Genomic DNA, 14,821 nt, shown 5'->3' on the forward strand with positions numbered 1-14,821 from the left:
TAGGTAGTTTAACTGGAATGAATTGGGTGAATAATAGTTATTATGGAAAAAGTTGAGTTGCGAGGTTGTTCAGAAGATGAGCTGATTGAGATCTGTCAGAAGATAGGGTTAAAAAGGTTTCGGGCGGTCCAATTGTTCCAATGGGTGCAGCAAAAGGCAGTGCGTTCTTGGGAAGATATGAAAACTATCGGGAAGAGTGACCGACAAACCTTAAATACCCACTTGCATCTTTATGCCCTTGAAAAGGTACGTGGGCAACGTTCCAAGGATGGTACGCGAAAATACTTGTTTCGTTTGGAAGATGGGCAAACCATTGAGTGTGTACTTATGGATTATGCCCGGACAAAAACGCGGGATCGGCATACTGTATGTGTGTCAACTCAAGTTGGATGTGCAGTAGGGTGCGCCTTTTGTGCGACAGGTTTAGAAGGATTTCGTCGAAACTTAAGTATCGCTGAAATCGTAGGTCAAGTATTAGATATTACCTATTATATCCGGCAGGAGGATCCGGAATTTCAAGTTACGAACATCGTTTTTATGGGTATGGGGGAACCCTTGCTCAATTACGATCAGGTTCTTAAATCGATTCAACTCTTAAATCATGAGCAGGGGTTAAACATAGGTATGCGCAGGATGACTATTTCGACCTCTGGAGTCGTGCCTAAAATTGTTCAATTGGCAAGGGATAATCCCCAAGTAGGCCTAGCGGTATCTCTTCATGCAGCTAGGGATGACGTTAGAAATAGTTTAATCCCTATGAATCGTCGTTACCCACTGAAGGAGCTGATGAGGGCTTGCCAGGAGTATACACAAATAACCCATCGCCGTATCACCTTTGAGGTTGCCTTGACTGCAGTGAATGCCAGACGAGAGGACGCCGAAGACTTTGTGCGATTACTAAAAGGCCAGCTTGGACATGTCAATTTGATTCCAGTTAATCCTGTGGTCGGAACTGGAATGGAGCGACCCGATCCGGTAACGATAAAAAGGTTTGCTCAGGTGTTAGATGAGGCTGGAATCTCTGTTTCTTCACGTGAGGAACGGGGAACTGATATTAACGCAGCTTGCGGTCAACTTCGCCGACAGTGGGAAGGAGAGTTAACATGAGCCTATTGACCCGATTCGAAGGGGTGGCTGAATTTCTTTTTACTGAAGCATTTAAGAAAAGCGCCGCTCGTCTTCAACCCGTTGAAATAGCAAAAGAACTTGTGAAGTCGATGCTTAGGAATAAGCAGGTCAGCATCTCTCAAGTCTATGTGCCAAATATTTATCGGGTTTTTCTCCATCCTAGTGATTGGGGGCCAATAGCAAGTTTTGGAGATGCATTTCTAATTGAGCTATCCAAATATCTATTTGCTGAAGCAGAACGGAACGGGTATACTTTTTTAACCAAACCGGCCATAGAATTGCATGGGGATGAAACTGTAAATCCTCGGCAAATGGTTATTGAAGTCGATTTTGATGACTCTATTGTCGTAGACTGGGGAGATGAAGAATCAAATAACGAACTGGAATACGAACATCTCCCGCCAAATCAATCGAATTGGCGGGAAAGCACGACTATCTTTAGAGAAAGTGTCAAGACAAACTTGCCTGCTGAGAGTATTGTTGGCAGGAAATCAGATTACTTTCTCGAAATTATAGAAGGACCGGATATTGGTCAGTCCTTTTCTCTGAAGGATGAGGAGGTTATCATTGGCCGCCACGGACAATGTGACCTGGTATTACATGATCCTGAGATCTCTCGAAGACATTTAAAAATTGCACCGGGGGGGGAGAAGGGTTGGTGGCTTGATGATTTAGGCAGCACGAATGGAACCTTTGTTAACGGACAAAGGATTACTCATCATACAACTGCTCCAGGAGATCGAATATCCATCGGACAAAGTGTACTGGTCATACAAAGATCCCCTTTGAAGTGACACCTCTACTTTCGACTGGAGGATTTTATGCAATTTTTGTTAGTCGTAGGACGGCTCGCTTTTGTCGCCCTTATCTATCTTTTTATTTTTCGGATTTTCACAGCTCTTTTAGCCGATCTTCAACTAAAGGGAGTTTTCCAACGTTCAACAAACGAATACGGACGTTTAGAGGTTCTCACAGGAGGAGAAACACTCTCCCGTGGACGAATCTTTAGAGTCGATGGAAAAGGGCTGAGGGTGGGTCGTGGCAAGCATAATGATATTGTTTTGCCAGATCATTTTGCATCCATTGATCATGCAGTTTTTCGGTTGCAAAAAGGACAAACTATTTTAGAAGACTTGGGAAGTACGAATGGAACTTGGGTTAATGGAGAGCAAATCCATTCTCCGGTACAAATGGTAGCTGGGGATTATGTGAAAATTGGAAGCATTACCTTCCAATACTCGAGGTGGCAAAATGAGAGTTCTAAGCTTTAGTGAAAAAGGGTGTATTCGCAAAAACAATGAGGATTCCTTTTTAGTGTTGTCATCGGAAGGGCTTTATGCTGTAGCCGATGGGATGGGAGGACACCGAGCAGGAGAGGTAGCGTCTTCTGCGGCTTTGCATGAATTAGAAATGTGGGTTCCTCGTCTAGCGGGGCTTGAAGACCAAGCCTTGGAAAATGGGTTAACCGAGGCCTTTGTTCAAGCAAACCGAGTGGTGCATGAATCCTCCACAACGGACCCGGAAAATGCGGGTATGGGAACAACATTGACGGTTTTGTTAATCCGGAATGAGAAAGTCGTAATTGCTCATGTTGGAGACAGCCGAGCCTATCTATGGCGTAATCAAATCTTAACTCCCTTAACAATGGACCATTCACTGGTCGGGGAACTTGTGAGGTTAGGGCAAATAACCCTTGATGAAGCCAAGAGACACCCTCAGCGAAATGTTTTGATGCGGGCAGTTGGAGCAGATCCAACGATTGACGTGGATTGCAGGAGCATTAGTTTGCAGTCAAAGGATGTTTTTCTTTTGTGCACAGACGGTTTCTCCAATATGATAAGCGATCAGGAACTTACAGAAGAATTCCTCGAACCTAACCCGTGGGAAGAACGGTTGGAGAAATTACGACAGCTTACCCTAGAACGGGGTGCCCCGGATAATTTCACAGCCTTGTGCTGTATATTGGAGTAAGCCAATGATTCAACGTTTAACCTTGCGTATTCTAATTTTAGGAATGATGTGGATAGGACTTAGCCTGCTGAAATTGGACCGTGATATGAGTCCAATCCTTTGGCAAGCCCTAATTTTTACGATCATTGTTCTTTTAGGGAGCTTTCTGGAGAAACTTCTCCATTATCAAGGGGATCCCTATATACTGCCCGTAGTCCAGGCCATTATGGCTCTAGGGCTTGTATTTGTAACGAGAATTAATCCTGCCGTCGCTTTGCACCAATTTTGGTGGGCTAATCTTGGACTATTAGTTTTCTATGTAGTTTTATGGTCAATTAGAGATTATCGATACTTTGGCAGATTTCGATATATTTGGGGACTTTTAGCGGTGGGGTTGTTGTTGATAACTCTTCTGTTTGGCTCTGAACAAGGCGGAGCAACCAGCTCTTTTAAAATCGGGGGAATTGGGCTTCAGCCAGAAGAGTTTGTTAAACTTGCTTTACTCCTCTTCATGGCTTCCTATTTAGAAGAAAATGAAGAATTATTGCGGGTCGGAACAGTACAGTGGGGAAGATTCTCATTGCCTGACTGGCGAACCTTGAGACCGTTTATGATCATGGTGGCTTTCGTGCTGGGAATTTTAGCTGCCCAGAAAAGCTTGGGAACCGCCTTGGTTTTCTATATGCTTTTTGTACTTATGCTTTATGTTGTAACTGAACGAACTCTATATTTAGGGATATCAATACCGATTTTTCTACTGACAGGTACTGCTGGGTATATGCTTTTTAGCCATGTTCGTGTACGAGTATCAGTATGGTTGAACCCGTGGCAAGATCCTACGGGGATGGGGTATCAAATTGCCCAATCCTTGTTTGCCATAGGCGGCGGGAAAATTTTAGGTACGGGATTAGGTAATGGTATTGGGGCATCAACGGTACCAGTAGCTATCAGTGATTTTATCTTTTCAGTCATTGCAGAAGAACTGGGGTTTGCGGGTGCTATGGCGGTCCTTGTGCTTTTCTTGATTGTTGTAATGAGGGCTTTTTCAGTCAGTTTGAGGGCTAAAGATCGCTTTGGGCAAATCTTGGCAGCGGGGATTGGAATCCTTCTCGGTACGGAAACGTTGATCATTCTTGCCGGGGTTACAAAGCTGCTTCCCTTGACAGGAATTCCTCTTCCGTGGGTGAGTTATGGTGGAAGTTCCCTTATCGTTCATTTTATCCTACTGGGGGTTTTACTGAATATTTCCAACGCTACGGCAGTCAGTTCCCACAGCACTAAGAATAGGGGAAGGGAGTATGCAACATAATGCGAGGGGTACGTAAGGTAGCATTGGGCATGGCCTTTAGTTTTTTTATTCTTAGTCTAGGTTTAGTCTATTGGCAGGTTGTTCAGGCAGATACATTGCTGGCAAATCCCGCTAATAGGCGGTTGATTCTTATGGAAAGCCGAGTAACTCGGGGAGGAATTTTTGATCGTAACGGCGAAATAATAGCCCAAACTCGGGTTTCAGAAGGAAAGAAAACTCGAATCTATCCCAAAGGGGAGATGTTTGAACCGCTGCTCGGTTATTCTTCCGTAAAACTCGGTGCTTCAGGTCTTGAAGGAAGCTTGGCAGATTGGCTGCTAGGAATCAAGAAATCTACGCCTGCCCAAGCAGTTCAGCAGCTCTTTGCCTTACCACGCCAAGGAGATGACGTGGTGCTCACCTTGGACTCCCGTCTCCAAAGTATTGCCTATCACGCACTGAAAGGAAAAATGGGAACTGTGGTAGCTTTAGATCCTCAAACAGGGGAAGTGCTGGCCATGGTAAGCCAACCTAGTTTTACCCCCAAAAACCTGGATCAAAATTGGCATGAAATTATAAGCAAGGAAGAAAAGAGGCCCCTTGCTGAAAAACAAAGGCCCCTTGAACACCGTTATTTTTCCCTCTTTCCTCCAGGATCGACCATGAAAGTAGTCTCTTCGGCAGCTTTATTGCGAAGTGGTATGAACACCACGGATTTATATCAGTGTCAAGGATCCACGATTATTAATGGACAAGTTATTCGGGAGCAAAATGATAAGGCACATGGTTGGGTTAATTATAATATGGCTTTGGCCGAATCCTGTAACACTTACTTTGCGACCTTTGGAGTTCAGGCAGGGGACGAAACCTTCCTTTCAGTTGCCAAGGGGTTTGGTTTTGGGCAGAAGATTCCTTTTGAATTGAATGTACCAAGGAGTTCAATAACCCAGGAGACCATGAATCCAACATCCCTAAATACGAACTTACTCGCTGCCAGTACCTTTGGGCAAGGGGAGGTTCTGGTTACGCCGTTTCATATGGCGTTAATGACAGCTGGAATTGCAAATCATGGTGTTATAATGAAACCCCATATTATAGAAAGAGTTCTTGACCCTTCTCAGAATACCTTATTTCAACAGAAACCCCAGCCATGGTTAACGGCACTTACGAAAGAAGAGGCAGATAAGATTGCCAGCGGCATGGTTACGGCAGTAACGGATGGGACAGCTGCGCCGGGGGCTTTGCCAGGCGTTCAAGTTGCAGGCAAGACGGGTTCAGCTGAGCCTGGAGGAAATGTTCTGACCCATGCCTGGTATATTGCCTTTGCACCTGCAGAAAAGCCAAAGATCGCGGTGGCGGTTATCGTAGAAAATGGAGGAACCGGAGGAGGAGCGGCAGCTCCCATCGCACGGCAGATTATTCAAGAAGCACTGAACAAGAAAGTAGGTGACAAAAGTGAGTAAAATTTTCGGGGAACGATACGAGGTTTTAGAGCGAATTGGTGCTGGGGGTATGGCGATTGTTTATAAGGCCAAAGACCTTTTACTGAACCGCGTTGTGACCATTAAGGTACTCCGGGAGCAGTTTGTCACTGATGAAGACTTTATACGCCGTTTTAGAAGAGAAGCTCAGTCCGCTGCAAGTTTGTCTCATCCTAATATTGTTTCGATCTATGATGTCGGTAAGGATGGAGATACAGAATACATTGTCATGGAATACGTGGAGGGCCGTAACCTTAAAGAAATCATTCGAGAGTATGCCCCGCTTTCCACAGAACAATCAATTAATCTTGCCCGACAAATCACCGGGGCTATTCAAAATGCTCATGAGCATCATATCATTCATCGAGACATAAAACCTCACAACATATTAGTAACAGCAGATGGACACGCTAAAGTAACAGACTTCGGTATTGCCAGGGCCGTATCTTCGGCAACGGTGACCCATACAGGAGATATTGTAGGTTCTGTTCATTATTTATCTCCCGAACAGGCCAAGGGGATTCAGAGTAATGAGCAATCGGACATTTATTCGTTAGGGATCGTTCTATACGAATTGCTCACAGGTAAAGTCCCTTATGATGGGGAAACTCCCATTGCTATTGCGTTAAAGCATCTACAACAAGAGCCTGTTCCGCCGAGTAAGCTCAACCCTCGTATAGGTCAGGAATTAGAAGGGGTCATTATGCGGGCGATCTCAAAGTCGCCTGAACAGCGATACTTGACAGCAAAAGATCTGCTTGAGGATCTGAATCATATCCAAGCGGGTCGACCTATTGGGCGGTTTGATGTTTTTCAAGGGGATGACCCGGAAAAGACTCAGACTCACAAAGGAATGGGGAAGGCTCTGGCTCCCATTGACGTAAAAGATTCTATCCCCACTAAGACTGTCAATAAGAGGCAATGGCTATTAATTGTTGGGGGCCTCCTACTTCTTTTTGCTTTATTGGGCGGGGGGGTTTGGAACTATCTATCAGTAGAACCGACAACGGTTCCTAATTTAGTGGGTAAAACAGTGCCAGTTGCAGAGGATTATATAAAACAGGCGCAACTGAATCTGGATCCAGAGATCGCTTACGAATTTAATGATGATGTTGAGAAGGATCGGATTATTGAGCAAGAGCCTAAAGCAGATACATCAGTAAAAGCCGGTAGATCAATTAAAATTACAGTTAGCAAAGGCTCTGATTTAGGGCAATTTCCAGATGTAACCGTTGGACAGATGTCTAAGGAAAATGCCTTATTCCTTATTCAAAATGCCGGGTTTACAGGTAAGGTAACCTTTGATACAATTCCTAATCCTACTGCGGCTAAGGATGCTGTTCTTCATCAGAATCCAGCACCCCTAGCTACTTGGCCGAAAAATGGAGATATACACTTAACTCTAAGCGCTGGACCACAATTCCAAACGATTAATATGCCAAATGTGATAGGCAAGTCATCTACGGAAGCGAAAACGATCCTTGTTGATCAGAATATGTTGGTTCTGAAGATTGAGACCGAAGTTTCCACAACTTCCCCAGAAGATGTGGTTATAAGCACAATTCCTAACCCGGGAGAAAGCATTCAGCAGGGTTCAGAAGTAACGATGGTTGTTTCGCGGGGTCCAGGACCTTTTGCCCAAGGGATGAGAGACCAAGCAAGTAATAGCCGAGTAACGATTGCTCAACTTTTGGCAAGTATGCGATAGGCAGAGTTAAGGTCATGGGTACCGAATGCTGGTAATCATCACAAAACACGATGATTAGTGAGGAATAGTAAATGATCAATGGAGTTTTACTCAAAGGATATGGTGGTTTTTATTATGTCTATGCGGAAGGCCGAGTATGGGAATGTTCCCTGCGCGGTCGCTTTCGTGTTAAAGATCAAGAGTTTTTGCCAGGAGATCGGGTGAACATTTTGCCTGAAGAGGTGGAAGATAAGAGTGAAGCAGAGATCGGGGGGGCATCATCCCTTGTTGAAGCGGAAATCCCTCGATTGGATAAGGCAACGATTGAATCAGTCGGGCCGCGGCGGAATGCCTTAACTCGACCGGCCATTGCTAATGTGGATCAAGCGATTTTAGTTTTTGCCATGACCTCCCCAAAGCCTGATCTTAATCTCTTGGATCGCTTGTTAGTCCAGGTGACGGAGGCGGATGTTGAACCTATCCTAGTTTTTACTAAGTTAGATAAGTATCGGGAGGAAGCTTTATCTGATAGCTCAAATTATGCTATCACAGATGTTTACCGCAAAATAGGATATAATGTGTTTGAAGTCTCCAGCGAAACAGGCCAAGGAATCGATGAAATCGCTGCTCATCTAAAGAATAAAATTAGTGTACTCGCTGGACCTTCAGGAGCTGGAAAGTCTAGTTTATTCAATGCCTTATCTCCTGGTAAGAGGCTAAAAACAGGACGAATCAGCCTTAAGTCGAAGCGTGGCCGGCACACCACACGTCATGTAGAATTAATGGTCTGTGCCGGAGGACTTGTAGCAGATACACCTGGTTTTTCCTCTCTTTACTTACCGGAAATGAAGCGTGCAGAATTGACGGACTGTTTCCCGGAATTTGCCCAACGTCGTAGCGAGTGTCGTTTTAACAGTTGTCTCCATGATAAAGAACCGAATTGTGCAATAAAGGCTGCTCTGGAAAACGGAGAAATTTCATCCGTGCGCTACGAGCACTATCTAATATTTTTAAAAGAAGTAATTGAAGCAGAGAGGAAGTATTAATGTGATTCAAATGGCCCCTTCTATTTTATCCGCAGATTTTTCTCACCTAGCAGAACAAGTGAAACTAGTTGAGGAGGCTGGTGCAGAAGTCTTACATATTGACATCATGGACGGGCACTTTGTCCCAAACCTGACCTTTGGACCAGCCTTGGTTAAGGCCATACGGGAACATTCCCGTATGCGTTTTGATGTGCATCTTATGGTCGAAGAGCCGGAGAACTTTATTGCGGATTTTGCTGCGGCAGGTGCGGATCATATCACCTTTCATTTAGAGACGACGCCTCATGTTCATCGTGTCATTCAACAGATCAAGGAACGTGGGATGACCGCAGGAATAGCACTTAATCCGGCGACTCCCCTTGACGGGTTAAAGTATGTTTTGGAAGACTTAGATATGATACTTTTAATGACAGTAAACCCTGGATTCGGGGGACAAAAATTCATACCAAACGTTCTTCCCAAGATTCAGGTTCTTAGTCATCATCTGGCACAAACTCAATCCTCTTGTCTAATTGAAGTGGATGGAGGGATTAATATTGAAACAGCTCCATTGGTCGCCAAAGCAGGAGCTCATATTTTAGTGGCAGGAGCAGCCGTTTTTGCTCAACCTGATCCACAGCAAGCCGTTAAGCATATTCGCCAAGCTGCAAACCAACAGTAAGGTCGGTGATTGACATCAAGATCGCTGTTTTAGCAAATGGTGTGTGGGATTTAGAATGGGGAAATCAGGCACTGAAAGAGGTTGATTTCTTGATATGCGCGGATGGGGGAGCAAACAATGCTGCCCTGTCTTCGCGTATGCCTGATCTTGTGATCGGGGATTTGGATTCAATTTCACCAGAAACCTTGAGTCGATGTGAAAAGAGTGGCTGTTTATTTGAACGATATCCTTGTGAAAAGGATGAAACGGATCTGGAATTGGCCCTTTTACGAGCTGAGGAAAAGGCACATGTGCATGGCGAAGGAGATATTTGGCTGTATGGGGCGACTGGGAAACGGATCGATCATTTCTTGGGTAATGTAGCGCTTATGCTCGATTATGCCCAAAAAGGGTATCGGATTCGCGTTATCGACCCTGATCATGAAATGTGGATTATTCAAGGACGGGAAGAGATATGGGGGTCACCTGGGCAGGAACTTTCGTTGATCTCCTTATCTGAGAAGTCAGTTGTTTCAACAGAGGGCTTGTATTACCCGCTACAAAAGGGGGTTCTTCTTCAGAATCGTCCGCGTGGGATAAGTAATGTTTTTTTGGGGGAGAAAGCGGTGGTTGAGGTTCATGAGGGGTGGGTGATGGTGGTTCTACCTATGGGCGCGAGGGTGTGATGATAGCAGCGAGGATGTGAGGAGGTCGAGCACGAGGGCGTGATGTTGCTCCACTCACCCATGGCGCCGTCGCTATCGCGCTTGATTCCGAAGCGAGCGTTGGCAAACCTCTGGGTTGTTCTGCATGTGAACCCGTGCCACGCTGGCGCTTCGAAATCTAATCGCGATTAACGCGACTCTGCCTAAAGGGTTCGCTCCGCAAAATCACGCCCTCTGGGCTGGGGTCGACGGGAGAGGACGAAACAGGGGGACAGGTTTACTGTTTCGCGATGACAAAACAGGGGGACAGGTTCACTGTTTCGGCGGGAGACGGGAGACAGGGTTTTTGACGTTTTTTATTAATGAGTTATGGTATGGACTTTGAGTGATGTAAATAGTTTTTTGGTTTTCACCTAGAGGTATAACTTAGACTTATCGAGAACAAAACCCCTATCACGGTATTCTTTATTTACTTTTGACGAAGTGTTTTCTTTGATTTCTTTTTTAAGTTTATTCCAGTATTCTTGATACTCGCCGCTGGCGTTTACTTCTCCATTTTCCTTTCCTGTCTTAATAGCGTGGTCATAGGCCTTTTTGAATGTGACTAAGCGAAAGGCATTGTAAGGTTCATATTTAGTCCAGTAATCCTCTACACTTATATTCATTTCTGAGCATACAAAATTAATTATTTTTGTTGCCTCTTCATTGCTTTCTTGGATAGATCGTTCGGATTCCATAAAGTTATTAAGCTCACGTTTGGCTGGAAAAACATTATTCTTTATCGCATAGCTAATAATTATTTTTTCTTCAACTAACGTATTAAAAACGGTTTTATCATCCACTTCTTTAAACCCGGCTATACGACTAAGACCTTTTCTAAATTCAATTTCCCCGATAGAAATCGGTAATAAATCAATATTAGCAACGATATCTTCATAATTAACCGGCTTATTCTCTACAGAGTTTAACGGTTCAGGATTGTTCTGCATGAACTCCTTTGCTAGATTGATATACTCTGCAGTGGTTTTTTTATAGCTAACATATGAATATTGACTCGAAGTACTAATACATCCTAGAATAAGAAGTCCGATTACTCCTATAAGCAGTAATTTTTTGGTCATTACGGTTCCTCCTTCTGTAAGGTTGGGTTATTGAAAACCGTATCAAACACCTTAATTACAAACAAGAGTATTTGTGACAGAAATTGTCGTTATAGGAACGGTTGAATTGGTTCGCTCCAACTTAGATGACGTTTGATGGAATGGTGTGTAATGATTTAGTTCTAAGGGAAGGCTATAACGGTGATAAATACGGAGCTTAACACTATAATCGTTTCTAAATATTGGGCAAATAAGTTAAACAAAGGATTGACGATTATGCAACATGATGAACTATGGATTGGTACTATGCTCGAGGGTAATGCTCGTTGGGTTTTAGTGAAGACAACAGATACAGTAGAGGAAGCACGCAGGCGTCATGGGATGTCTCCGGTTGCCACTGCGGCATTGGGGAGGTTGATGACTGGAGCCCTTATTTTAGCTAGTTCGCTTAAAGGGGAAGAGAATGTTACTTTGCGTTTATTAGGTGATGGCCCTTTAGGAGGGGTTGTTGCAGTTGGAAACGCACAAGGTGAAGTACGGGGTTATGTTCGGGAACCTTTGGTGAATTTACCCCTTAAGGCGTCTGGTAAACTTGATGTGGGTGCAGCCGTCGGGCAAGGAGAATTGAGTGTCAGTAGAAGTCTGAAAAATGGTCAAGTTTATACAGGAATGGTTCCGATGGTCAGCGGGGAGATTGCAGAGGACCTGGTGCATTATTTATTATCCTCTGACCAAATTCCTTCTGCTATGCTGCTTGGGGTATTGGTCGAAAAAGATTATCATGTGGCTGGAGCAGGTGGGCTTTTGATTCAGCCTTTGCCTGGCGCGCCTGAAGAGGATATTCAAGCTATTGAAAACCTGCTTGGGCAGTTACAGACAGGAATTAGTGAATTGGTTGCGCAGAGTGAATCTATGGAGGAGCTATTGAGTCGTTTGATGGGACATCTCCCTTATCATGTCTTAGAGCGACGTTCAGCTGGATTCAAGTGTATGTGTTCCAAAGAACGTCTAAGCGGAACCTTGGTCTCTATAGGTAAAAAAGAAATAGCAGACCTGATCTCGGACGGGAATGCCGAGATGGTTTGCCATTTTTGCAGTCAACACTATCAGTTTGATGAGGAAGAGCTTCAGGAGATTTGGGAGCGAGCGTAAGGCTTAGGGTTCGAGAGGGGTGTGGAGCCTCTCCGCTCACCTAAGCGCAGTAAGCATTTGAATCCGGAAGAGTTACATGGATAAATGAAAAAAGCCCGAACAAAATGTCGGGCTTTTGATTCATTAGATTGCGCGTTGAACTTTACCGGAACGTAAGCATCGGGTGCAAACTTTGATCCGGGCAGGGGTGCCGTTCACAATCGCACGAACATTTTGCAAGTTTGGTTTCCAAGTTCGCTTTGTCCGTATATGAGAGTGGCTGACTTGAAATCCAGTAACTACTCCTTTGGCGCATACTGCACAAACATTAGCCATGCGCTAAACCTCCTTTGCAGCCGAAATGACACTTATTCATTCTATCAAAAGTCTTACTGGTTGGCAAGGTTTCCAGGGAATATTTGTTGATGCCTTTGAATCCTGCTTTTAATTGAGCTGAAACATAGGTCAAATCTTCTTTGTTTGGGATATATTTGATGGTGGGATAATAGTTTTGAATACTTTCTTGAAAATATTGAACTTTTTCTTTGAACATTTTTCATTTCCTTGGTAGAATAAGTTCAACGTGGACGATACCGGAAGGGGAGGGTCCTTTATGGGAAAAGAAATTATTAATCATTTAGGTAAAATTGAAATCTCTGAAGAAGTCATTTCCACGATTGCAGGTGCTACAGCAGTTGAGTGTTACGGTTTAGTTGGTATGGCCTCACGCAAAATTACGGATGGAGTTGCCGATTTGCTGGGACGGGAAAATTTAGCCCGTGGTGTGGTGGTCACCATTAAGGACAATGAAGTTGTAATAGATCTGTATATCATTGTTGGATATGGTGTTAAGATTTCTGAAGTTGCCGCTAGTGTTATGGAGCGCGTTCGTTATACCACTGAGAAGCTCACGGGATTAAACGTGTCCCAAGTGAATGTGAACGTAAAAGGTGTTCGCGTTTTAGAGTAGGCAAAAGATTAGGGGGATACGGTTTTGAGACCAGCAGCTACGAAGATAAGTGTTCTAGACGGACCACTATGGAAACAAATGATGGTTTCAGGTGCAAAGGCACTGGAATTAAAAAAACACGAAGTTGATGCTCTAAATGTTTTTCCTGTACCAGACGGAGATACGGGAACGAATATGTTTTTGACGATTCAGTCTGCAGCGAGGGATGCGGAAAAAGTAACGAGTCAATCCATCGGAGAAGTTGCAGCAGCAGCTTCTATGGGATCCTTAATGGGAGCTCGAGGTAATTCAGGGGTTATTCTTTCTCAACTCTTGCGAGGAATTGCCAAGGGGTTGGAAGGGTTGAATACAGCAAATCCCCTTCAAGTCGCGCAAGCTTTACAATCGGGAGTAGATACTGCCTATAAAGCAGTTATGAAGCCTGTGGAGGGTACAATCCTAACCGTTTCGAAGGAAACTGCTCGAGGGGCCTTAGCCATGGCCAAAAGCGGGGGATCTCTAGTAGAAACCCTTCAAGAAGCTCAACAAAAGGGTTTAAAGAGTCTAGCTAAAACGCCGGATTTGTTGCCGGTGTTGAAACAAGCAGGGGTAGTGGATGCTGGCGGACAAGGGTTCCTGGTTATTTTAAGTGGATGGATCGCAGTCCTAACAGGAGAAACCTTCATAACAGAGACTAACGGTGAAGTGGAGAGTTCTCCAGATCAGCATATACCTGTGTCTGCAGAAACTAAAGACTTTATGCAAGTGGAAAACCTTGACTATCCTTATTGCACGGAATTTTTAGTTAAGGGAACGGATTTGCGTGTTGAACAGATGAAACAGGATCTGTTGGACCGTGGAGATTGTCTGCTTGTCGTAGGGACCCCCGAAGTAGTGAAGATACATGTCCATGTTAAAAACCCAGGTAAAATTTTGGATTACGCGATACAGTGGGGTTCACTTCACGAAGTGCAAATCCATAATATGTTAGAACAGAACGAAAGCATGGCCCATGCTTTGAAAGAAAAAGAAATCGCGGATGCTTTAGAAGCAGACACTGAAACTGACAATCCTAGTCAACCACTAAAAGAATTTGGTGTAGTAGCTGTAGCAATGGGACAGGGTATTGCGGATGTCTTTCTAAGTCTGGGGGCTGATGAAGTAGTATTTGGTGGTCAAACTATGAACCCCAGTACTGAAGATCTTGCTGAAGCTGTCCGAAAAGTTCCCGCAAGACAAGTTTTTATTTTGCCGAACAACGGGAATATTGTCATGGCTGCTCGTCAAGTTAAGGATGTTGTCCAGGATCGCCAGGTACATGTGATCCCTAGCAAATCAATTCCACAAGGAATTTCTGCTTTACTAAGCTTTAATAGTGATGGAGAAATTGAGACGAATATAAAAAATATGGAAACGGGACTAAGCGGTGTTCGTTCAGGGGAAGTTACTTATGCGGTCAGGGATTCTCAGTTTGGAGATTTAACCATTTCGGATGGAGATCTATTAGGTCTGATAGAAGATGTCATCGTAACGACAGGAAAATCACTAAATGAAGTAGCCCAATCAACCTTGGATAAAATGGAATGGAAAACTCGTGATTTGGTTACAATATTTTACGGAGAAGAGACAAAACTAGAAGAGGTTGAACGTCTCCAGGATTGGCTTCGTGAAGAGAACCCAAACATCGAAGTTGAGGTTCATCCCGGTAGGCAACCGCTCTACTATTATATCTTTGGTGTGGAATAGGTTAACCTCC

General features: G+C 44.2%; 16 protein-coding genes. 13 read left to right on the forward strand and 3 right to left on the reverse strand.

From position 1 onward, the window contains the following. Window positions 1-33: 33 nt before the first annotated feature. The 10 genes from rlmN (at window position 34) to HGJ98_RS17405 (ending at window position 9,906) form a co-directional block, all read left to right on the forward strand. Window positions 34-1,107 (forward strand): 23S rRNA (adenine(2503)-C(2))-methyltransferase RlmN, encoded by a 1,074-nt coding sequence (rlmN, locus tag HGJ98_RS17360; RefSeq protein WP_291353128.1) that lies wholly within the window; start codon window positions 34-36, stop codon window positions 1,105-1,107. After that, complete coding sequence (locus HGJ98_RS17365; RefSeq protein ID WP_291352952.1) at window positions 1,104-1,922, forward strand: FhaA domain-containing protein; 819 nt, start codon at window positions 1,104-1,106, stop codon at window positions 1,920-1,922. The genes rlmN and HGJ98_RS17365 overlap by 4 nt, the downstream gene beginning before the upstream one ends. 27 nt (window positions 1,923-1,949) lie before the next feature. Next, the gene (locus HGJ98_RS17370; RefSeq protein WP_291352953.1) at window positions 1,950-2,399 is read left to right on the forward strand and encodes an FHA domain-containing protein; all 450 of its coding nucleotides are present in this window, start codon (window positions 1,950-1,952) and stop codon (window positions 2,397-2,399) included. Next, window positions 2,380-3,099, forward strand: a complete 720-nt coding sequence (locus HGJ98_RS17375; RefSeq protein WP_291352954.1) for a Stp1/IreP family PP2C-type Ser/Thr phosphatase — start codon at window positions 2,380-2,382, stop codon at window positions 3,097-3,099. The genes HGJ98_RS17370 and HGJ98_RS17375 overlap by 20 nt, the downstream gene beginning before the upstream one ends. A gap of 4 nt (window positions 3,100-3,103) precedes the next feature. Next, window positions 3,104-4,387: an FtsW/RodA/SpoVE family cell cycle protein gene (locus HGJ98_RS17380; protein WP_291352955.1), complete on the forward strand. Its 1,284-nt coding sequence runs from the start codon at window positions 3,104-3,106 to the stop codon at window positions 4,385-4,387. Then, the gene (locus HGJ98_RS17385; protein ID WP_291352956.1) at window positions 4,387-5,829 is read left to right on the forward strand and encodes a penicillin-binding protein 2; all 1,443 of its coding nucleotides are present in this window, start codon (window positions 4,387-4,389) and stop codon (window positions 5,827-5,829) included. The genes HGJ98_RS17380 and HGJ98_RS17385 overlap by 1 nt, the downstream gene beginning before the upstream one ends. Further along, window positions 5,822-7,555 carry a Stk1 family PASTA domain-containing Ser/Thr kinase gene (gene pknB, locus HGJ98_RS17390; protein ID WP_291352957.1) on the forward strand — a complete coding sequence of 578 codons (1,734 nt, stop codon included), beginning with the start codon at window positions 5,822-5,824 and terminating at the stop codon, window positions 7,553-7,555. The genes HGJ98_RS17385 and pknB overlap by 8 nt, the downstream gene beginning before the upstream one ends. A gap of 71 nt (window positions 7,556-7,626) precedes the next feature. Further along, window positions 7,627-8,580 carry a ribosome small subunit-dependent GTPase A gene (gene rsgA / locus HGJ98_RS17395; RefSeq protein ID WP_291352958.1) on the forward strand — a complete coding sequence of 318 codons (954 nt, stop codon included), beginning with the start codon at window positions 7,627-7,629 and terminating at the stop codon, window positions 8,578-8,580. A 1-nt stretch (window position 8,581) separates the two neighbouring features. Next, complete coding sequence (rpe, locus tag HGJ98_RS17400) at window positions 8,582-9,241, forward strand: ribulose-phosphate 3-epimerase (protein ID WP_291352959.1); 660 nt, start codon at window positions 8,582-8,584, stop codon at window positions 9,239-9,241. Between the two features lie 14 nt (window positions 9,242-9,255). Beyond that, window positions 9,256-9,906 carry a thiamine diphosphokinase gene (locus HGJ98_RS17405; protein WP_291353129.1) on the forward strand — a complete coding sequence of 217 codons (651 nt, stop codon included), beginning with the start codon at window positions 9,256-9,258 and terminating at the stop codon, window positions 9,904-9,906. A 392-nt stretch (window positions 9,907-10,298) separates the two neighbouring features. Here HGJ98_RS17405 and HGJ98_RS17410 read toward each other — a convergent pair whose 3' ends face one another. Next, a complete protein-coding gene (locus HGJ98_RS17410) occupies window positions 10,299-11,006 on the reverse strand; it encodes a hypothetical protein (protein WP_291352960.1) in 708 nt (235 codons plus the stop codon). 255 nt (window positions 11,007-11,261) lie between these two features. Here HGJ98_RS17410 and hslO point away from each other — a divergent pair, with 255 nt between their 5' ends. Next, window positions 11,262-12,137, forward strand: a complete 876-nt coding sequence (gene hslO, locus HGJ98_RS17415; RefSeq protein ID WP_291353130.1) for an Hsp33 family molecular chaperone HslO — start codon at window positions 11,262-11,264, stop codon at window positions 12,135-12,137. 123 nt (window positions 12,138-12,260) lie between these two features. Here the strand turns inward: hslO and rpmB are convergent, their stop codons facing one another. Together rpmB and HGJ98_RS17425 are read right to left on the reverse strand one after the other, a co-directional pair. Next, window positions 12,261-12,452: a 50S ribosomal protein L28 gene (gene rpmB / locus HGJ98_RS17420; protein WP_291352961.1), complete on the reverse strand. Its 192-nt coding sequence runs from the start codon at window positions 12,450-12,452 to the stop codon at window positions 12,261-12,263. Continuing rightward, a complete protein-coding gene (locus HGJ98_RS17425) occupies window positions 12,445-12,669 on the reverse strand; it encodes a hypothetical protein (protein ID WP_291352962.1) in 225 nt (74 codons plus the stop codon). Before HGJ98_RS17425 ends, rpmB begins: the two co-directional genes overlap by 8 nt. Before the next feature lie 60 nt (window positions 12,670-12,729). Here HGJ98_RS17425 and HGJ98_RS17430 point away from each other — a divergent pair, with 60 nt between their 5' ends. Both HGJ98_RS17430 and HGJ98_RS17435 read left to right on the forward strand, forming a co-directional pair. After that, the gene (locus HGJ98_RS17430) at window positions 12,730-13,086 is read left to right on the forward strand and encodes an Asp23/Gls24 family envelope stress response protein (RefSeq protein WP_291352963.1); all 357 of its coding nucleotides are present in this window, start codon (window positions 12,730-12,732) and stop codon (window positions 13,084-13,086) included. Window positions 13,087-13,164: 78 nt separating this feature from the next. After that, window positions 13,165-14,811 carry a DAK2 domain-containing protein gene (locus HGJ98_RS17435; protein WP_291353131.1) on the forward strand — a complete coding sequence of 549 codons (1,647 nt, stop codon included), beginning with the start codon at window positions 13,165-13,167 and terminating at the stop codon, window positions 14,809-14,811. Window positions 14,812-14,821 lie beyond the last annotated feature (10 nt).

The sequence above is a fragment of the Desulfosporosinus sp. genome (genome assembly GCF_014237355.1).
GTDB lineage: Bacteria > Bacillota > Desulfitobacteriia > Desulfitobacteriales > Desulfitobacteriaceae > Desulfosporosinus.